General features: G+C 56.4%; 15 protein-coding genes. 5 read left to right on the top strand and 10 right to left on the bottom strand.

Features of this window, described 5'->3' with window-relative positions; genetic code table 11:
* Positions 1–33: 33 nt before the first annotated feature.
* The 3 genes from JO972_RS04815 to JO972_RS04825 form a co-directional block, all read right to left on the bottom strand.
* Positions 34–885 (bottom strand): M23 family metallopeptidase, encoded by an 852-nt coding sequence (locus tag JO972_RS04815; protein WP_309488868.1) that lies wholly within the window; start codon positions 883–885, stop codon positions 34–36.
* Positions 886–904: 19 nt separating this feature from the next.
* Positions 905–2227 (bottom strand): OmpA family protein, encoded by a 1323-nt coding sequence (locus JO972_RS04820; protein WP_309488869.1) that lies wholly within the window; start codon positions 2225–2227, stop codon positions 905–907.
* A 102-nt stretch (positions 2228–2329) separates the two neighbouring features.
* The gene (locus tag JO972_RS04825; RefSeq protein ID WP_309488870.1) at positions 2330–3178 is read right to left on the bottom strand and encodes a hypothetical protein; all 849 of its coding nucleotides are present in this window, start codon (positions 3176–3178) and stop codon (positions 2330–2332) included.
* Between the two features lie 106 nt (positions 3179–3284).
* Here JO972_RS04825 and JO972_RS04830 point away from each other — a divergent pair, with 106 nt between their 5' ends.
* Positions 3285–3674 carry a BlaI/MecI/CopY family transcriptional regulator gene (locus JO972_RS04830; protein ID WP_309488871.1) on the top strand — a complete coding sequence of 130 codons (390 nt, stop codon included), beginning with the start codon at positions 3285–3287 and terminating at the stop codon, positions 3672–3674.
* Between the two features lie 31 nt (positions 3675–3705).
* Positions 3706–4683: a M56 family metallopeptidase gene (locus JO972_RS04835; RefSeq protein ID WP_309488872.1), complete on the top strand. Its 978-nt coding sequence runs from the start codon at positions 3706–3708 to the stop codon at positions 4681–4683.
* Between the two features lie 14 nt (positions 4684–4697).
* On the opposite strand, the gene JO972_RS04840 is transcribed toward JO972_RS04835, so the two are convergent.
* The 7 genes from JO972_RS04840 to JO972_RS04870 all read right to left on the bottom strand — a co-directional run bounded on the left by JO972_RS04840 (position 4698) and on the right by JO972_RS04870 (position 16327).
* Positions 4698–6794, bottom strand: coding sequence for a DUF4129 domain-containing transglutaminase family protein (locus tag JO972_RS04840; RefSeq protein WP_309488873.1), 2097 nt, complete (start codon positions 6792–6794; stop codon positions 4698–4700).
* Between the two features lies 1 nt (position 6795).
* Positions 6796–8181: a DUF58 domain-containing protein gene (locus tag JO972_RS04845; protein ID WP_309488875.1), complete on the bottom strand. Its 1386-nt coding sequence runs from the start codon at positions 8179–8181 to the stop codon at positions 6796–6798.
* Positions 8182–8193: 12 nt separating this feature from the next.
* Complete coding sequence (locus JO972_RS04850) at positions 8194–9129, bottom strand: AAA family ATPase (RefSeq protein ID WP_309488876.1); 936 nt, start codon at positions 9127–9129, stop codon at positions 8194–8196.
* Positions 9130–9186: 57 nt separating this feature from the next.
* Entirely contained in the window at positions 9187–11172 is a 1986-nt protein-coding gene (locus tag JO972_RS04855; protein WP_309488877.1) for a hypothetical protein, read from the bottom strand.
* 26 nt (positions 11173–11198) lie between these two features.
* A complete protein-coding gene (locus JO972_RS04860) occupies positions 11199–12278 on the bottom strand; it encodes a M42 family metallopeptidase (RefSeq protein WP_309488878.1) in 1080 nt (359 codons plus the stop codon).
* Positions 12279–12320: 42 nt separating this feature from the next.
* Positions 12321–13850, bottom strand: a complete 1530-nt coding sequence (locus JO972_RS04865) for a hypothetical protein (RefSeq protein ID WP_309488879.1) — start codon at positions 13848–13850, stop codon at positions 12321–12323.
* A gap of 74 nt (positions 13851–13924) precedes the next feature.
* Positions 13925–16327 (bottom strand): Amuc_1098 family type IV pilus outer membrane protein, encoded by a 2403-nt coding sequence (locus tag JO972_RS04870; RefSeq protein ID WP_309488880.1) that lies wholly within the window; start codon positions 16325–16327, stop codon positions 13925–13927.
* Between the two features lie 190 nt (positions 16328–16517).
* Between JO972_RS04870 and nuoB the strand changes: the two genes are divergently transcribed.
* From nuoB to JO972_RS04885, 3 genes are all read left to right on the top strand, one after another.
* Positions 16518–17087: an NADH-quinone oxidoreductase subunit NuoB gene (gene nuoB, locus JO972_RS04875; protein WP_309488881.1), complete on the top strand. Its 570-nt coding sequence runs from the start codon at positions 16518–16520 to the stop codon at positions 17085–17087.
* 36 nt (positions 17088–17123) lie between these two features.
* On the top strand, positions 17124–17678 hold the full coding sequence (locus JO972_RS04880; protein WP_309488882.1) for an NADH-quinone oxidoreductase subunit C: 555 nt from the start codon (positions 17124–17126) through the stop codon (positions 17676–17678).
* A 129-nt stretch (positions 17679–17807) separates the two neighbouring features.
* A complete protein-coding gene (locus tag JO972_RS04885) occupies positions 17808–18596 on the top strand; it encodes a rhomboid family intramembrane serine protease (protein ID WP_309488883.1) in 789 nt (262 codons plus the stop codon).
* The last annotated feature ends 27 nt before the right edge of the window (positions 18597–18623 follow it).

Consider the following 18623-nt stretch of genomic DNA (forward strand, 5'->3'; position numbering starts at 1 on the left):
TAGGTCTGACCGAGGAATCTCAATCGATCAATGTTAATTATCTTGAGTGCTCTGGTTTTGAATCGAGAGGTTCTGCTGAGTATACTCGAGATTTTCCTGCATCATGATCGCCAGTGGACTGTTGTAAAGCTGATGAGGGGCGCCAGTGGATTGTTGCGTAATGGCATGGCTGGGGTCGACCCGATCTCCTAGAACCTTCGTATAGCCAGCCCCTATGTGGACTCCGGAGCTTCGATGCATCTCGAGATGTAGATGGGCTGGGTAATTAAGATTGGCTGTGCCGACGGTGCCGATCGTTTCCCCGAGTGAAACCATACTGCCGTAAGGGGTATAAATTTGATCCAGATGGGCATACATTGACATGAAGATGGCACCTTCCACATCGCGGTGGGCCAGCATCAACGTGTTGCCCCATCCTTTGGAGGGTTCGCCTCGATAGACGGACAGTCCGTTGGCTACCGCGTAGACAGGATCGCCCAAATCCGTATTCATGCCGCCGATGCCATTGAAATCATCCCCCGTGTGATGACCGCCACGTTTTGGATTATCGGCCCAATAGGGTTGTGCATTGTAGGTTAGAGCGCCGAACTCGCTGCCCATGGCGGAGTGCATGCGCGTAGTAACGGGGACCCGGGCACGCTCGAAGGCCGAGAGTTGGATCAGGCGGGAATCAAAGTTTGGGATCTGCGCATCCTCGCTGGGGTTTTCGGAGAGCGATGCGAAATTAAGGGGGTAGCCTAGCGGAGCATCGGCCTGCTGCCAGGAGTCCATGGATTTAACCAGGACCTCGTAGCCAGAGCGGGATTTAAGAAATCCGCGCACAACCAGACAGGCGACGAGGATGAACAGGATGGCAACCGCTCCAAGAATAATGCGTTGTTTCATGATGATTGCCTAAATAAAGTTAGAAGTTGAGTAGGATTTCAGCCCTGCGGTTGGCGCGCCTACCGTCTGGAGCGTCCTTGCCGTCTTGAGTGGTGTTAGGGCGGCGCGGTTGTGATTTGCCATATCCGGTGACCATCATTTGTGGGGCGTTGACCCCCTGTTCGGTGAGGTATGCCATCACCTTACGAGCTCGCTGCTCGGATAGTTTCAGGTTGTGAGCATCTGAGCCCAGAGCATCGGTATGACCGGAAATGGTGAGTTTTTTACCCGCATCATTTTTCAGTAAATTGGCAACGATCTTGAGCTGACGTTTGGTCCTCGCGGTGAGTTCTTCGGAATCCAGGTCAAAGTAGATCGCCAGGCTGTCACCACCCTTCGGGTTCTTGATCAGTGGGGTGTAGTAAATATCGCCGCCGCTGAATCTGCCGGCGTAATCTGCCAAGAGTTTATCGAGGTTGATCTCGGTGATTTTCCATGGAGAGTTGGCATCCTTGCGCTTGGTGCTGATCGCGAACATGGCCATCTGGGTGGCGTCTTTGGTCGTGACCCGAGCGAGCCAGCCAGCCGACTTGTCTCGCAGGAACATCTTGCGGACGGCGCGATCCTCAGCGAGCTGGTAGGCTCCTTCTTCGAAGACAATGCAGAGACCGGCGAGCTTGGCGTAGTTGACCTGTGACTCATCGACAAATGATCGGGCGCTGGTGGGATCGAGCTTCAAGATAGCTTCCATGAACTTGTGCACGGTGATAGCTGCTTGGCGTTCGTCTTCCGGTGTCGCGGGATCGATGCCGTAGGCGTTCGCCGCACGACGCTCGCCGGGGAGAGTGACTGTGTTGACTTTCCACTGACCCTCTTGGGTTTTGGCTAGATCGAGAAGGATGCGCTGTCGGTCGGCGAGATTCATGGCCCAGCGGTCATCGGCATTTTTTAACAGCGAAAAGGGCTCGGAGCTATCGAGCTTCAATCGAGTACTGGCGGCGAGTTGGTGCAGGTCTTTGGATTGTTGATCGGTCAGAGCTCCTTCGCCGAGAAATTTGATCAAGTCTTGGGCATCGCCACTGTCGTTTGCCTCAACGATTAGGTCACGGATATGTCCCACCAATTCCTCCGGGGTGCCGGTGCGGGCGGTGCTGGTTTCGTCGACATGCTTGCCGTCGACGGTCAGTGAAATGCTGTCGGCGTCTGCCGCACTTTGCTCAGTATCGGCGGCTCCGTCTTGGCCTGTGCCATCATCTGCTGGTTGCGAAGAACATTGGCGCACCAGCAACACCATAGCGATGAGTGTCAGCACGATGACTGAGATGAAAAAAATATAGGGGGTCTTGGATCTGGTGTGCTCCATGGCCGAAACATGAACTCTAAACGAATGACTTCCAACCAGAAAAACTCCTGAAAACGATGAATCGCAATCAGGAGTTAGATCATCTTGAGATGTGAAAAAAAACTATCGTGCTCGTGTCGATGGAGCTTCTGCAAAGGGGCTGGCGCTGTGGCGACGCTGGACTGCGCTATTCGACCATTTCCAAGGATCTACACCTTGCTGGGTAAACACCGCCATGCCGATCACGCCGACGTTGCGAGTTTTGCCGTGTTTCAAGTTCGCGTAGGAGCCTGCGACGGAGGAGAATTTGAAAGCTGCCACGGCCGCCTCGCTGGTGCGGAAACCTTTGACCGTCAGAGTTTTTCCTGGCTGGATAATGTAGCCTCGTTTCTTGAAGGAGGCAGTTTTGCCATCCATGACATCCAGCCCGTCGACACTGAGAACGATCTCAAGAGCTGATCGGCTCAGGTTCTTGACCACCAAGGCATAATCGCTGCCTTTGCGACCTACTACGTAGCGCCGACCGCCGGAGTTGTAGTTTTTCAGCATGCTCCAGCCGCCTTTGACGCCCCATTCCACCAATCCGCCAGCCGCGCGCTGCATGCCGCTGCCGCTGTATTTCCAAGCTCCGGTCATGGCGGCGACTCCTTCCTTATCGTTGTAATAAATGGATGCCACTCCGGCGGGTTTCGAGCTGGCGCGGGTAAAGCTCGAGTAACCAACCTGGGATGAAACCGTCTCGCCCCAACCGGTGCCTAAACCTGGGCGGCGCACAGCTGCACTTGCGTTCACTGCGCGGCTTTTTTGAGAGGAAGCGCCCGTGGCCGGAGCATTCCACGGCATGTTGGAATCGGCTTCAACACTCACTGCCGGTGCCGGAGCGCTGGTTTCGGGCGAAGCACAAGATGCCAGTAGCCAGGTGACGGCGGCGAGGAACGCTAGGGGGGCAAGCTGACGGATAGGGTGTTTCATAATGGTGCTAGAAAAGCAGCAATTATGGAGGTGTGTCAATCTCTTTGTGCTAAAATAACAGCATTTTTTAATTGCGGCATTTTTAGCATTGTGGGAACTTCAGGGCATGAATCGATTGGAAAAAGGCCACATGTCCAGACGCGAGCGTCAGATCATGGACATTTTGTATCGGCTGGGGCAGGCCTCGGCCAAGGAAGTGCTGGAGGCCATGCCTGACCCTCCGTCGTATTCCGCTGTCCGCGCCTTGATGGCCACCTTGGAAGGTAAGGGGATGGTGACTCACAGCAAGGAGTCCCGGCGCTATATCTACAAGCCGGCCATCGCCGAAAAGCGTGCCCGGAGATCGGCGATGATGAATTTACTAAGCACCTTCTTCGATGGTCGACCCGAAAAGCTGGTTGCCGCTCTGCTCGACCCCAAGGACATGCAGTTGGACGAGAAGGAGATCGAGAAAATCCGCAATGCTCTGGAAGATCAGAGTCCTTCGGATGCGTAAGTTCTAGGAAACCTGCCACCCGCCGCGAGCCATGTCCCTTTTGATCACTAGCCTACTGATGTCTCTCATCGCCGCTTTGTGGGTGTGGGTGACGGGGCGGAAGGACCCTTGCGGGCGGCCTTGGCTGACGGCGTTGTGTTTGGGTTTGCTGTTGGTTTTACCTCTCTTGGCTCTGCTGCCGAAAGTGCAGGTCGTGATGCCTCGGGCGGAAGATGCTGTCGCCAGTCTGTCTTCGTGGGGGATGACGGGTCTGTTACCCATCGCCTGGGCTGCCATGGCTCTGCTGATGCTGCTGCGTATAGTCAGGCATCACATCGCTCTGCACCGATGGCTGGAGCAGTCTGATGACGTGGATCCTCAAGATTGGAAACCTGTGTTAGTCGAGTGCGCTGAACTTCTGGGACTAACCAAGCTCCCCGAGATGAAGATCAAGTCAGGTCTGAGCTCGCCAGTGGTGGCTCGGTTATTTCGCCCGGTGATTTTACTCCCCATCTGTGCTCATGATTGGAGTGACGAAACGCGGAAAATGGCAATTTTACACGAGCTGGGGCATCTTCGTCGCAGGGACCTGTGGTTCCGTCTGGCTGCTGAAATCGCCTGTGCCCTGCACTGGTATAATCCCTTGGTATGGTGGCTGCGTGGCAAGTTTCTCACCCAGTGCGAATATGCCTGTGATGCCTTGGTGGTATCGGCCGGGGCCGATCGGAAAAGCTACATCAGCGCGCTCTGCGACGTGGTGGAAACGGCGATGGCCGAAGCTCGACCTCCAGGTGCCATGGCGATGGCCGATCACGCGCCATTGAAACTGAGAGTCAACCGACTGCTTGGTGGTGGCCGCAGCGGCAGCTCTCTGTTAGCCATCACTGCCGCCATTTTGACCACGTCCACCGCACTCGGGCTCAGTTTGCTTCGGCCGGCGGATGTGCTTGAACCCCTGCAGGAGATCGGGGGCTACACGCCGGAGGAAATCGACCTTCGTCACAGTGCCAATCCGTTCCCAGGCGAATGAGTCCCTCTGCCGGTCTAGGCGGGCATCGTTTTCAGGCGTTTCTTCAAGGCGGCGCTGAGCTCGGTGATCTTGGCAGCATGCTCTTCGCTGCTGTGCTCGGGATCGAAGCGGACTTCTGAATGGAGCTGGGTCAATGGCGCGATGATGCTCTGCAGGCTCGGGTCTTTGGTTTCGAGTAGACGAACCCAATCGCAGAGTGGCTGGCCCTCGGGGCGAGGTCCTATTTTTCTAGCAATCCTGCGCTCCAATTTGTTGAGTGCTGTTTGCGGCGTTCCCTTCGGGCGTTGGTAGCGAGCTTTCGGTCCTTTCTTCTCTCCGCGTTGACGGGATTTCCACAGTCTCCAAGCGATCCATGCCAGCAGCAGGGCGAGTAAAGCGCCGGCGACCACGGCCGTTTTGGTTTTGTTCTCATCCTGCGTTCTCCAGATCAAGAAGTCCTCGCGCAGTCGCTGCCACCAATCGACCAACTTAAGCTGCCAGGCGGATGCGTTGGCTTCTTCCAGCGACTCCCACGATGGTGGTGTCAGATCGACATCTTCCCAGTGGTCGCGGTTCCACACTCGCACCCACGCGTGGGCATGTTTGCCACGCAACACCCACTCATCGCGCTCGCTATCGAACTCGGTGACGGCGAAACCGACGCAATAGCGTGCCGGCACCCCGCACTCGCGGAGGATCAGAGCGGTGGCGGTGGCGAAGTATTCGCAGTGACCGCGTCGGCTGCTCTCAAGAAAGCGACCAATGGCGGTGCCGCGGGTGTTCTTGCGCAAGCCAGGTGTGGTGAGGTGGGTGGTGTATTTGAATTTGTTAGAAAAGTGGGATCGCAGCCGGAGCACGATTTTTTCTGCGGACATGCCTTTCTCGAGCCCGAGTTCGTCGCAGACGCGGCGAACCGCAGCGCGTTCCTCCGGCGGGAGGTCGTAATCGTGCCGCTGGTTGGGGGCGGTCTCAGTGGTCGATTCATCGCCGAGCCAGATTGAGTAGGAGACCACGTTGTAGTCTGGGTTAATGATCCTCACCGTGCCGAGCTCGTTGCACTCCAGCGAGACCTCGCTCTCTTTCCCAAGATCTCCAACCGCCTGGGTGAAATGCGGCATCGGAATGGGGTTGGCGATCACCGCGGAATCGACCTCGCCAACTAGGCGCACGGTGGGGTTTCCTGTGATGTTTGGGGTGTCGGAACTGGTTTGTTTAAAAACCCGGATATCGCGCCCCGTGCCGAGCTCGATCCGTGTTTCGTCCATAAAGCCGTCGTCCTTGATCAGGCTGTCCTCCTCGGTAGGGCTTGGGATGTTTCTCCAGACCGCGCGGCTGTAGTTGTTGTAGGTGGCAGTTCGCAGTAGCTGCGGCGTGTTGTCATCGGCAACACTCATCCGCCAGAAGATGTTAGGGCTGAGCTTGAGGCGGCCTAGCTTACCGATGCTGGTGCGGGCTTCGTTGGCTGAGGTGTGTCGACTGTCGACCGTAGAGTCTCCGCCTTGACCGTAGTGCTGATAGAGTTTGAACAAGCCCCAGTGGCCGGCGTAGGAGAAGGTGATGATGGTGGCGAAGGCCACCAGCCAGGCGAGCGGGCGGAAGCCGTTCTGGCGTGCATTGAATAACAGGCAGGCACCGAAAATGATCGCCAGTCCGACGAAGTGCTGGATTTCATTCCGACTCGCCACCGCCGTGGCTAACAGCACGATGGCCAGGTAGATGTAGCCGGTGTTGATCATCCGGGGATTGGTGTGGTGACCATTTTTCAGGTCGGACTCCATCTTGCGTCGGGCGAAAAAGGAGAAGGTGTTCAGCGGAATCAACGCGGCCTTGCCGTAGCGTTGGGCCAGCTCAATCGGCAGTAGGGTCAGGGGGGCCCAGACAAAGAGAGTGTGAATTCTCCCCACCTTCATACCGTTGAGCCAAGAGACCACCGCTAAGAGGAGTGCGCAGATCACGGAAAAGTGCCAGGCTCTGACGTAGGAAACCCGACTGAACTCCCAGCGCAATGACGCCCAAGATCTGGCTTCCAGGAGCGCCGCCGCGAGCAAACCGAGGATCGGGCTGCCGGTCAGGCCTCCCCAGAAAAGCAGGGCGACGCCGGTGAGTAAGCGAGGTGGTGCGTGTTGATTCATCTTAGGCGAGTCGCTGGTGCAGGTCTTCTTCAATGTGGGTGGTTCGTAACCATTGAATGGGAACGGGCGCTGGGAATTCGGCGTGCAGGCGGTGTGCCGATTCCAGGTCCTGACAAATCGAGATCACTTTGAGCTGCATGCCCACCCGGCGCAGGTTGGCGACCACGTCACGGCGTTGTTCGCACCAGCCGGTGAAAATACAGATGCAGGCGGTAAGATCATCGCGGTATCGTAGAATCAGTTTCTGCAAGGCTTCAAAATCTTGTTGAGGCGCACACTGGACCCCGGCAAGCACCTCGAGCATTTTATCAATGCGCTCTTCACCCCGGCCAGCGCTGAACACATAGGCCTCGGAGCGAATGAACATGAGGTCCAGCAGGCTCTCACGGGTATCGATGCTGGCGGCGAATGAGGCCGCTACCGAGACGGCTTGCTCAAACATCTCAGCTTCCTCGGCGGGAGCAAAGGTATCTAACACTAAGCCGTAGCGAGGAAAGAAAACGTCCTCGTATTCCTTGACGATCGCCTTGCCGGTGCGGGCCCAACTTTTCCAGTGAATATGGCGCAGCGGATCGCCGGGGCGGTATTCGCGCACGCAGGTGAAGTCACCCGATTGCCCCGTGGTGCTGGATGCGGCTTCTCCGCCAAGCTGAAATCGCGCACTACCGGGGATCTCGTAGTCGGGCAAACGATAGCGGTGTGGCAGCACGATGAGTTTGCCCGGCTCCGCCTTGATTTTACGGCAGCGCTGGAACACGCCCAGGGGGTCCGGCAGGCAGACGCGAAGATCAGTCAGGGAAATGATTCCCCGCTTGGTGGGAGTGAGGCTGAGGCGAGTGGTGGAGGATTCTCCCGGGGCGATGGAGGGGAGTGCTGGGGATGGATCGTTGCTGAAAAGCGTCAGTCCGCGCTGTAGCCACTCCCAGCGGTAGTAGCCCAGTTTCCGATCGAAAAAGTTGCGCTTCTCTTCCCCCGGCTCGCGGGAATTGGCGAAGTTTTCCAAGGTCGGGCGGTTATCTGGCACCATCTCTAACACTCTGGTTCCGGACAGGCGGCGCCGGCCGGTATTCTTCACGATGACCCGGTAGTGCATGGGCTCGCCTGCGGTCGCCAGGCGTGGGAGCTCGCGCCTGGCTGTGAGCTTGGCGCGACGAAAAAAGGCCCAGATCAGCGAAACCCCCAGCACGGCAAAAATGATCCCACGGATCTGAAACAGGGGGCCGAGCGCATTCTGTGGCATCAAAATCCAGGCCGCTGGCACGGCGAGAATGAGCAAGACCCCGGCGGGGCGAATGCGCAGGGTGAGAAAGTGCGCCAAGGCCGAGTTGCGGCGGAACACCTGGTAAATCTGACGCCTGAAGTAACTGGCTGTGTGTGCTTCCGCCATATCTTGCTGAGCCTAGACGGGGGCTGGGATTTTTTCAAGGATGTCCTCCACCACGCGGCGCCCGGTCAGTCCGCTGAACTTGGCTTCGGGGGCAATCACCAAACGGTGGGCAATGACGTCTGGGGCGATGTCTTGGATCGTTTCCGGGGTGACAAAATCGCGGCCTTCAAACAGGGAAAGTGCCTGCGCCACCTTCATCAAACTGAGCGAAGCCCGCGGGCTGGCGGAGAGCCGAACATCTTCCAAGCCGCGTGTGGCATTGGTCAGAGCGACGATGTAGTGGCGCAGCTCCTCGCTGATGCGGATGTTGGAAACGGCAGCTTGCAGGGCGATGACTTCATCGAGGGTGACTGCGGGGTCGAGGCTATCGAGTGGGTGGCCGTTGTTTTGTGAGGCCAGGATGTCGGCTTCCTCGGCGGCGCTGACATAGCCCAGTGAGCACTGCATGGCAAAGCGGTCCATCTGCGCTTCCGGCAGGGGGTAAGTGCCCCGGAACTCCACGGGGTTCTGGGTGGCGATGACGAAAAACAGCCCTTCCAGTTGATAACGCTTGCCCTCGATGGTCGCCTGCTGCTCCGCCATTGATTCTAACAAGGCGCTTTGCGTCCGCGGTGATGCCCGGTTAATTTCATCGGCTAACAGGATGTCGGTAAAAACAGGCCCGGGGTGAAACTGGAACTCGGCTGTCTTCTGGTTGAGAATCGAGACGCCGAGAATGTCCGAGGGGAGAAGGTCCGGGGTGAACTGGATCCGACTGAAATCGGCCCCTTTGATCGAGCCGGCGATCGCCTTGGCCAAGGTGGTTTTGCCGGTGCCTGGATTGTCTTCGAGCAGAACATGGCCACCCGAGATAAGGCAGGCCAGGATGTTGCGGATGGTTTTTTCCTGACCACGGATGATGGTGCAGACGGATTGTTCAAGGCGAGTGGCGGATTCCGAAGGAGACATAGAAAAGGGTGATGGCAGGCTGTAAAAAAATCGATGAGGTGAGCAGGAGTGTCGTGTTTACTCTTCCTCCTCTTGTTGGTTTTTCGCGATATCAGCGCGGCTTAATTGACTGTGCAATTTGAACAGTTTCTCAATATCAGCGAGTGAACTTTCCGGCAGCGTCTGCTTGAGCTTGCGCCAGGTTTTGGCATTGAGCAACTCTCGTCCACGATTGGTGGCTTCGCGCAGGTCGATATCTAACATGATCTTCCCGCCTTGCTCAGTGTGGGCGATCAAATAGAGCGGGTAATCCATCAGTCCGGAGGACTTCGAAGTGGTGCGCAAGCTCAGTCCGAGCCACTTGCCGGAACGGTTGATGCCAAGGTGAAGGTCCTCGACCGCTTGATCGTTGGCTCCGCGGATGGCGTAGTTGAAAATCTTCAGCGTTTGGGCGCTGTTAGTTCCTTCGAGGACGGCACAGTGTCCCATGGCAGCGGCCATTTCCTTGGACTTGAGAAGTTTGCGATAGCTTTTCACCAGCTTTTTGGCATCGGTGTCGCTGACTGGATCTAGCGTCAGTGGTGGGGTCAGGGTGATGACTTTGCCAAGCAGGTCTTTTGATTGTTTTTCCTGCTGCTCTTTTTGAATCGACTCCAGCTTCTTATCGAGCTTGGCCATCGTGGTCTTACCATCCTTGCCGGACATCATGGCGAGAGTTTCCTCGGGGATGAGATACCAGCGCTCCTGCTGACGGATCATCCAGACTTTGATGGTTTCAAACTCACCGGGGCGGTTGCTTTTGGCGAACTGTAGGGGGGCGAGTGCGAGGTCTTTTTCCTGCAGCACCCCCAGTTCACGCATCGGGTTGCCGTCCATTTCCATGAGTCGGCGCCAGAGGTTGCCGAGTGCCGATAGGGTGCTCTTTTTGCGATCGTCTTGCTCGAAATAGGGATCGCCACTGGGCAGCATGGGGATGAGTTGGCTGAAGGTGCCGGATTGTTTGTGATTGAGCACCGCTTCCATGAGCTGAGCACTCTCTGCCGCACCTTTGGTAGGGTTGTTCTCAAAGATGGCCGCTGGCAGCTTCTTCTCGAGGGCCGTTTCATCGCCCCGGCGGTGCCGCCAGTGCTGGCGCCATCGTTGGTCTTCCCGCAGAAGGGCGATTTTCATCAGTTGGGAAATGTTGACGAAGGTTCGGCCATCGGATTCGAAATAGGGGAAATAGAGAATACGCGCCTCGGTCTTGCCGATCGGGTTCCAGAAGCCTAGAGCGATTTCCTTTTTAATCTCATCGACCTTCATCACCTCGGGAATGACCGAGCGGGAGCTGACCATAAACCAATAGCTTGAGGGATCGGTTTGCTCCAGCCCGCGAGCGATGTAATCGAGGGTGCTGATCAGAGGTTCTTCGGCTTTTGGTGTGGCTGCGCCGGTGATGGCGAGGGTTTGCAGCAGGTCCTTCTCGCGTAGGGCGGAGATCAGCTTGAGCACCGCCTCTTGCGGACTGATGTTTTCCAAGCCTGCGGTTTTCATCCGCTCGGTGATCTGGCCCATGAGCTGAGTGGACGCTTTTTTACGAGCTGCGGTTTCGCGTTTCAGCGTTTCCACATTCATCCAGTTTTCCAGCGACTTGACGGTTTTTTCCACTTCTGGATCGTAGCCGTAGCCGGTATTGGCAAATGAGCCTGGCAGCGGGGCGGGCAGCCAGGCGTCGTCGCGCTTGAGCATTGCGATCGGGTGGATGTGGATGCTCAGGGGGGAGACGGGATCGACCGATCGGAGTAGCAGGGCTGCGAAGTTACCTTCAGTTTTATGCGCTTCGAGGGTGTAGACATCTCCTTCGGAAAGGTTCGTCTTATAATAGAACTCGAGCTGTTCTTTGATTTGCTTGCGGCGGTTGATGTCGCAGTGCGGAGACAGCGCCGTCCGATCCGCGAGTTCAAAGTTCCCGCGATTAAGCATGTTGAGGTAATCGACTGCCGGTTTGACGTCCTCACCAAGATCGGCCATGGCCGTGGTGCTCAGGCTGGCGGTCAGGGCGATGATGGAGAGGAAAAGTTTCATGGTGGCGGTGAACGGTTGGGGGAGAATTAGAGTTTCTGGCTGAAGTCATCGCCCGCTTTGAGCGAACTGACAAAGGCAGCAAGGAGGTCGATGGTGGCCTCAATATCGTCCCAATGTGCAGTTTCCACAACTGAATGCATACAGCGCAGCGGCAAGGAGACCAGTGCGCTGGGCACGCCATGTTGGACATCGAAAATCTTATCGGTATCAGTGCCTGTGAACCGGCTGGCTGCTTCGTGTTGAATCGGGATTTCGCTTTTCTCAGCGACGGCCATCAAGCGTTCCACCACCAGTGGGTGGTTAGCGCTTCCGTGGGTCAGGCTGGGGCCTTGGCCGAGTTTGACCTCACCGTATTGCGCAGCGCTGAGACCGGGGGTGTCTGTGGCGTGGGTGACATCGAGGCAGATGCAAACCGAGGGCATCAGGCGGTGGGTGGCCATCTTGGCGCCGGAGCCGCCGATTTCTTCCTGAATGGCATTGAGGCACAGCAGCGAGTGGTTGGGCTTGCTCTTGGCTTTGGCGATTTTTTTCATCACCTGGGCGATGATGAATCCGCCGATGCGGTTATCGAGAGCTCTGCCGACGAGGCGTTTGTTCGCCATTTCCATCGGTCCATCTTGATAGACGGCGGCGTGGCCGACCCGGATGCCCATTTCCGCTACCTCCTCGCGTGAGGATGCTCCGACGTCCACCCAAAGTTGATGGATCTGGGGAGCTTTTTCATTGGCCAACGAGTCGCGGCGTAGGTGGATGGCGGTGTTGCCGATGATGCCGGTGACCGGTCCTTGCTCGGTGAGGATATCCAGTCGGCGGCCTCGACCGGTGGCGGCGTCGCTTCCCCCTACGCGATCGACATACAGGAAGCCGTCCTTGGTGATGTGTTTGATCATGTAGCCGATCTCGTCAGCGTGGGCTTCGAGCATCACCGATTTGGTTTTGCTGGAACCCTTCAAGACGGCCCAGGTGGAGCCGTAGGTGTCGCAGTCGACACTGTCGCTGTGCTTGCCGATGTGCTTGGCCCAAACGCGTTGGCCGGGCATTTCGAAGCCCGTGGGGCTCGGGGTGCTGAGTAGATCGAAGAGGAATTGCTTGTCCGCTTTTGTCATGCCACTCATTCAAACAGCTTTACGCCGGATGACAACCCAAGATCAACGGCTCAGTGAATCAAAGTCGTCCTCAAGTGCCTTTTGTGGGTCAATTGGGGTTGATGGGATGGTTTTTGGCATCGCAGAATTGCCGCCAGCCGCTTTGATTTGCTCGCCGAGGTTGTCGTATGGATTGTGAATGGTGCCGGAGATGGTCACGGTGGCGTGGTAGAGTCCGTCCTTAGGCCCTTCAAAGGGGGCGGGCGGGTCACTGTGGAAGGCGGTGGAAGGCACGCCGATATCGAGAGTTCCACTGAGCTTTTTGTCGTCGCCCATGTGGAGGTTGCCACGGATCGTCAGCAGGCTGCTGCTGATCCAGGCGATATCGTTGATGCTGACACCTTCGGAGGTGCGGGTGATGGTGCCGCGGCTGTTGCGGAAGATCGGGCGCACGTAGTCGGTATTTCCCGTGAGGTCTTTCAGAGCTGCCAGCATCGGTAGCTCTGTCAGCTGAATATCGGTGGAGGAAAACGGCAGCACAAAGCTGAGTCCGGCGACCGAACTCTTTTGGTAATCGTAGGAAAGAGTGCCGGTGGAGCTGGTGCATGTCCCCTGAATAATGCGGCCGAGTTCTTTGCCGAGAAGATCGTGGATGGGGTAATCCTTGGCATTGATGTCCAGTGAGACGGTCTTGTTCATGGCTCTGGAAATACGACCGCTGATTGAAAGTTGGCCGGTTGTGGTATGGCCGGTGGTTCCGAGCAGGGTTTCGATTTCTGCATACTGCGAGTTAAGCGTGATGACCCCCGAGGCGAGGGTGAGCTCGGGCCAGTTGGGAACTTGGATTAGTCCGTCCTGAAAAACAAACTGATAGCGCTCGTTCTCCATCTTGCGCTGGGACATCTGCAGGGCGATGATCGATGGAGCATCGCGCTCATCACCGAAGTGGATATCGAGTTCGTTGCAGCGGTAGGAGCCGAACTGATAAGGGGAGGGAACCGGATCGTGGCTAGTCTCTGCCAGTGACACAGGAGTCTGGAAATAAACTTTGCCAGTGCTGGCGACAACTTCCTCACCGACCCAATCGCTACCGAAAAAGCTGGTCGCTTTGATGTCGGCCCGAAGGTTGTTCAGAGTTGCTTGATTCAAGAAAGAATGTCGATCCCAAGAGAGTTCGAATTTCCCAGCCTTGGCAGAAACTGGGGTCACACGGAGCTGTGTCACGGCGGTTTCGGAAGCGCCGGAGATCTCAGCGATTTTCGCCTCAGTGCTTTCTGTGAATGTGCGGCCGTTGTATTTGGCAATGATGAAAATGATCGCGACCACGATCAATAAAAGAACCCCGATAATGCTGCCTAACAAAGCCCACTTGGCCTTCGGACTCAGGGTTTGTTTTTTGGGTTTTTCTGGCTGCTTAGAACGGCGCTTGCGGCGTTTCACTTTGACGACTTGAGTGCCGTCCTCGCGTGTCACCAATTCACCTTCTCTGCCCGAACTCCTGCGCTGCTTTTGACGGTCGCCTCGCTTGAGGTTGGCCATCATCTCATCGACGGAGTATTGACTGTTATCTTGGGAAGAGGAATCGGATGCCATAAAACTTTGTGTTAGCAGGCAGGCTAGAAGGAATCATCACCGCTGCAACCGTCAAATCGAGTAAGTTGTGTCTGTTAGCGATTGCGCCAAGGTTTACCTGTAGGGTCTACCAGTTCTACGTGCACGCTAATGATAACAGCTTCATTGAAGGTGGATTCTGCTTCGGAGCGGAACAAGCGACCTACGTAGGGGATATCGCCTAGAATGGGCGTTTTATCTTCTACCTTGGATTTGCGGCTGGTCATCAACCCTCCGAGCACGACGGTGGCACCATCCTGAATGGTGACGGCGCTGTTAGGCATGCGGATGGTTTTGAACACGGGCATGAGAATGCTGTTCAGAGTCAGAGGCTCAGTGTCTCCGCTAGAGAGCAGTCCGGTATCGGTCAGTGCGTAGATGGGAGATCCATAGTTCACGAACCCTTGGAATTCGACGAGCTCAGGGCGAAGCGAAAGCTCGATGAAGTTTTTATCTGCACTTACCGTAGGCTCCACTTCCAGCGTGACGCCGACATTTCGGGTCTCGAAGGCTGTGGGGGTAGCGGGGGTGACAGGGAAGATGCCGGTGCTCAGCGTGCTGTTGCCGATGGAGTTAGGAAGTTCTGGTGGTTCGTATTCTGTGGGGTAGATGAATTCCCGTTTGATCTCGATCTTGGACCGTTCGCCGCTACGAGAGACGACGGATGGGTTCACCATGACATCGGTTCCTTTGTTTTGGTCCAGACCGCGCATCATCATCTGCACCTGGACGCCGCTGCCGATGTAAGTCAGAGAAAGAATGCCGGGTGCCCGACTAGATGTAGAACCGGAAGTGCCGCCACTAGCTTCGCTAATCAGGGCGTCGATGGAGTCGGATGTGGTAGCGCTGTTACCGCTACGGTTACCAGAGGTAACGCCGTTGCCTCCGATGTCGATTGAGCCGAGGGATCCCAGATCACTGCCGTTTCCGACAGATCCGCCACCCATGAAGAGGTTTTGGTTGATGGACCAAGGGGTGATTGCCCAGTCGAACCCGAGTTCCTTGAGCTTGGTCTCGCTCACGCGGATCATGCTGGTCTGGATTTTTACCTGAATGGGAGCTTCTCCGGCAATGATGGAGACAAGCTGATCAACGAGATCAATATTATCAGGTGTGTTGCGAACCGTGAGGAGGTTGTTCGAGCGCGTGTATGTCGCGGAGGCTCCCTCAGGAAAGCTGACACCATTCTGTTTGAGGAACTCGGTGATGGAGATGCGTTTTTTCAGCAGTCCTTCGCCGTTGTTGTCATTGCCGCTGTCGAAGATGTTGCCTTCATCGGCGGACTCCTTCGTTGCTGCAGAGCTCAGGAAATTTGGTGGGACGCGGAAAGTGCGGCTGCTGAGTGTGGCGTCTGTGCTGCCCAGGGGGGTGACAATCACGCCAACACCGTCAGTGCGCCACTGAGTGCCGCTTTGATCGGCGATGTAGTCGAGTAGTTTGGAAATAGGTAGGCTGCGTGCCTTCAGGTTAATTCTTGATGCACCGATGCTTCTGGCGGTGTCAGAATCTGGCAGGCCGGGGTTAAACACGACGTTGATGCCACTGGCTTCGCCGTTTGGACCGGGGGCGTCGGCGAGGCGGCTCTGCAGACGGACGAAGTCGAGAGCTTCTTCCACGGAAACGTTGTCGAGATCCACCACGTCGACAACGATGCCTGCTAGACGGTCACGGGTGTCGGGGGCGAGATCGGATGGTTGGTTGAACTCGATCGGATCCGGAGTGCTGTCGCTCGGAGCTACGTAGGTTTCCCATGCTTGATCCACTTGGCTGAGAAGCTCGGCACGAGTGTGGTCATTGGCGGCACGGAAATAATCGGTTTTTGCTGTGACTACCCGTTCCATACCGCGGCGAGCGGCTTTGTTGTAGGGGTCAGTTCTTAGGACCGATTTGTAAATGGTCAGTGCGCGGTCGTATTGACCGAGCTGGAAAAAGCCTTCTGCTTCGCGCAGGTTTCTGCCGACTTTGACAACATCCTGAACGTGCTCTGGAGTCAGCGCGTGGTTGTAACGGATCGGGTCGTCGATTTGCTGGCGCAGCTTCAAGGCACCCATATGAGTGGGGGCGATCTCTGGCTTCAGCACGGTATCTAGTAACGTGCGTGCGGCGGCGTAATCACCGGTCTTGGCCAGTTTGCGGGCGCGTTCCGTGGCGGAGGTGGCGTAGCGTTCTGCGGCGATGACACGAATTTCTTCCGTTCTGGCGGCCTTGGGGAGAAGGTCAAAAGCACGTGAGTAATCTTTTACGGCGGCCTCGTAATCTTGTTTTTGATAGGCGGCGTCACCTGTCTTCAGCAGGTCATATGCCTGACGGGAGTTCTCGGCACGGCGGTTCATTTCCTGCTGTACAACAGATTCCTGCGCGGCCAGCGGTGGTAAGATTTGAGGCGAGCATGCTCCTAACACACATGCCAAGCCAGCACGCGTGATTTTCCTCCGGTATGAGAGACTAAGATTATCCATGGGACGTAGTGGGGTGCTTATAAACAGCTTCAGGCGATGGGGTAAGCCTAAAAATGAAAAAAATGCACCGATGCTCCGTAGGCGACGTAGATTCAATCGTCTGCCGCAGGCGTTAAAATGCATGGGAATTGACTTGTGAAGGTCTCTTCGCTCGCTAGGGTGCGTCAGGGAGATTCCCTTAATTTTTGCCATGGTTACATCCACTGATACCCAGAGTTCCGCTGACACCTTAGAAAGTGCGCAAGCAGCGCTGACCCATGCGGCTTTCGATTCGAAGATTGAAGGCAACATTGTCTTCACCCGTGTCGATGCGGCGATTAACTGGATGCGGAAAAACTCACTGTGGCCAATGCCGATGGGGCTGGCCTGTTGTGCTATTGAGCTGATGGCCACCGCGTCCTCACGCTTTGATATCTCCCGCTTTGGTGCGGAGGTGATGCGCTTTTCCCCGCGTCAGAGTGACGTCATGATCGTCGCTGGCACCGTCACTTATAAGATGGCGCTCGCCGTCAAGCGAGTCTGGGATCAGATGCCCGAGCCGAAGTGGTGCATTGCCATGGGCGCTTGTGCCTCCAGTGGCGGTATGTATCGCAGCTACGCCGTGCTACAGGGGATCGATCAGTTGATTCCTGTGGATGTCTATATTTCCGGCTGCCCGCCGCGCCCCGAGGCCCTCATCGAGGGTTTGATGAAACTTCAGAAGAAGATCGAAACCGAGGAACCGACCAAGGTGCAGAAGCAAGTGACACCTGACGCCTAATCCATTTTTAAACATCGAAATCCGACACCGTTTTCCATGACTGCCCAAGAAGCTGCCGAACAAGTTCTCAAGAAATTCACCACCGCCACCAGTGTGGAGTTCCGGGGTGAGCACAGCGTCACCGTCCCGCTGGATGATTTTCGCGCGGTGATGGAGTTTGCCAACCGTGAACTGGGGCTGAATTTTTTGCTCGATGCTTCCAGCGTCGATAACACCGGGGAGGATCCCCGTTTTGTGGTCGTCTATGAACTGGCCACGGTGGACGATTCCGTGCATCTGCGGGTCAAGGTTGCTATCGACGAGGGGGTGGAAGTGCCCACTGTCTCCGACATCTGGGCTACTGCGGATTGGCACGAACGTGAAATTTACGACATGATGGGGATCCGCTTTTCCGGTCACCCCGACCTGCGCCGTATCTTAATGTGGGAAGGGTATCCGTTCCACCCGCTGCGTAAGGAGTTCCCGTTGGCTGGAAAGCCGAGTGAAATGCCAGACGTCGCCTTCACCGGTGAGGCTCCCTTGGCAGGCGGTCCCTTCGTGACTTCGCCGGGTGCCGGGTCCAAGGTCAAGGCGGAGCCTCGTGCTCGCTAGATCGTCCTGGGAATAGGGCAAATTTATTATCGCTCAAATTTGAGCAAATTGGCACTGTCGACTGTCGTAGTCTAGGAAGTTGCGCATCCGTTGGATGGGCAAGTGTGCCAGACGATGATTGAGTTGCCTATGCCTCCACCGGAAATCCCCCAAGACACGCCGAAGCTGCCATGGCTGCCGCGTGTTCGGGTGCGCTTGCCTGGGCTGGACTTGGCGACTTGTTTGGTGGTTTTATTAGTCGGGATTCATTGGGGTGTCGAGCAGGCTGGAGGTCCGCGCCATGTGCCGGAATTGTTTATTCATTTGGGATTGTCGTGGTCGGGCGTCAAGCAATGGCAGGTCTGGCAAATTCTCAGCTATGCCTTACTCCATGGTAGCTGGTTTCACCTATTGATCAATGTGCTCATGCTCTGGCTGATTGGCGGTAGAGTGATTCATATTCTGGGACAGCAAGCTTGGGTCAGAGTGGTTGTCTGCGGCGTGGCTGTGGGCGGTTTTTTGCATTTGTTGACCTCCGTAGTGATGTTAGCCAATGGCTATCAGGAGCTTCGGCTGGTCGGGATCTCAGGTGCCTGTTGCGCCCTTTTAATCACCCTGACCACGCTGTCTCCGGAGTCGAAAATGTGGCCGGTTCCTGTCAGTGGCAAGACTCTGGGCATAGGAATCATTGTGGCGGAGGGGTTGCTGTGGCTGCTGACTCCAGCGCTCGGCATCCCTGGTTTGTCGACCATGGGTGAAACTTTGGAGGTGTGGGGTGGCGAGGCGTTGTTCCTCGTGAGTCATGCCTGTCACTTCGGCGGCGCTTTGACCGGATGGTGGCTGGCGCGGAAGTTGTTGGCCCCGACCCCTAGTCTGGCAGATTTACAACAGATGCGTGCCAAACGCGAGCGTGACATAGGCATCGATGGTGCGGGTTGAGGCTTGTCATGGTGTCGGGCATTTTAT

The sequence above is a fragment of the Oceaniferula flava genome (assembly GCF_016811075.1).
Classification (GTDB): domain Bacteria; phylum Verrucomicrobiota; class Verrucomicrobiia; order Verrucomicrobiales; family Akkermansiaceae; genus Oceaniferula; species Oceaniferula flava.

Coding starts and splice junctions, on each gene's coding strand:
- JO972_RS04815 (WP_309488868.1), bottom strand. CDS start 885: ATGAAACAACGCATTATTCTTGGAGCGGTTGCCATCCTGTTCATCCTC.
- JO972_RS04820 (WP_309488869.1), bottom strand. CDS start 2,227: ATGGAGCACACCAGATCCAAGACCCCCTATATTTTTTTCATCTCAGTC.
- JO972_RS04825 (WP_309488870.1), bottom strand. CDS start 3,178: ATGAAACACCCTATCCGTCAGCTTGCCCCCCTAGCGTTCCTCGCCGCC.
- JO972_RS04830 (WP_309488871.1), top strand. CDS start 3,285: ATGAATCGATTGGAAAAAGGCCACATGTCCAGACGCGAGCGTCAGATC.
- JO972_RS04835 (WP_309488872.1), top strand. CDS start 3,706: ATGTCCCTTTTGATCACTAGCCTACTGATGTCTCTCATCGCCGCTTTG.
- JO972_RS04840 (WP_309488873.1), bottom strand. CDS start 6,794: ATGAATCAACACGCACCACCTCGCTTACTCACCGGCGTCGCCCTGCTT.
- JO972_RS04845 (WP_309488875.1), bottom strand. CDS start 8,181: ATGGCGGAAGCACACACAGCCAGTTACTTCAGGCGTCAGATTTACCAG.
- JO972_RS04850 (WP_309488876.1), bottom strand. CDS start 9,129: ATGTCTCCTTCGGAATCCGCCACTCGCCTTGAACAATCCGTCTGCACC.
- JO972_RS04855 (WP_309488877.1), bottom strand. CDS start 11,172: ATGAAACTTTTCCTCTCCATCATCGCCCTGACCGCCAGCCTGAGCACC.
- JO972_RS04860 (WP_309488878.1), bottom strand. CDS start 12,278: ATGACAAAAGCGGACAAGCAATTCCTCTTCGATCTACTCAGCACCCCG.
- JO972_RS04865 (WP_309488879.1), bottom strand. CDS start 13,850: ATGGCATCCGATTCCTCTTCCCAAGATAACAGTCAATACTCCGTCGAT.
- JO972_RS04870 (WP_309488880.1), bottom strand. CDS start 16,327: ATGGATAATCTTAGTCTCTCATACCGGAGGAAAATCACGCGTGCTGGC.
- nuoB (WP_309488881.1), top strand. CDS start 16,518: ATGGTTACATCCACTGATACCCAGAGTTCCGCTGACACCTTAGAAAGT.
- JO972_RS04880 (WP_309488882.1), top strand. CDS start 17,124: ATGACTGCCCAAGAAGCTGCCGAACAAGTTCTCAAGAAATTCACCACC.
- JO972_RS04885 (WP_309488883.1), top strand. CDS start 17,808: ATGCCTCCACCGGAAATCCCCCAAGACACGCCGAAGCTGCCATGGCTG.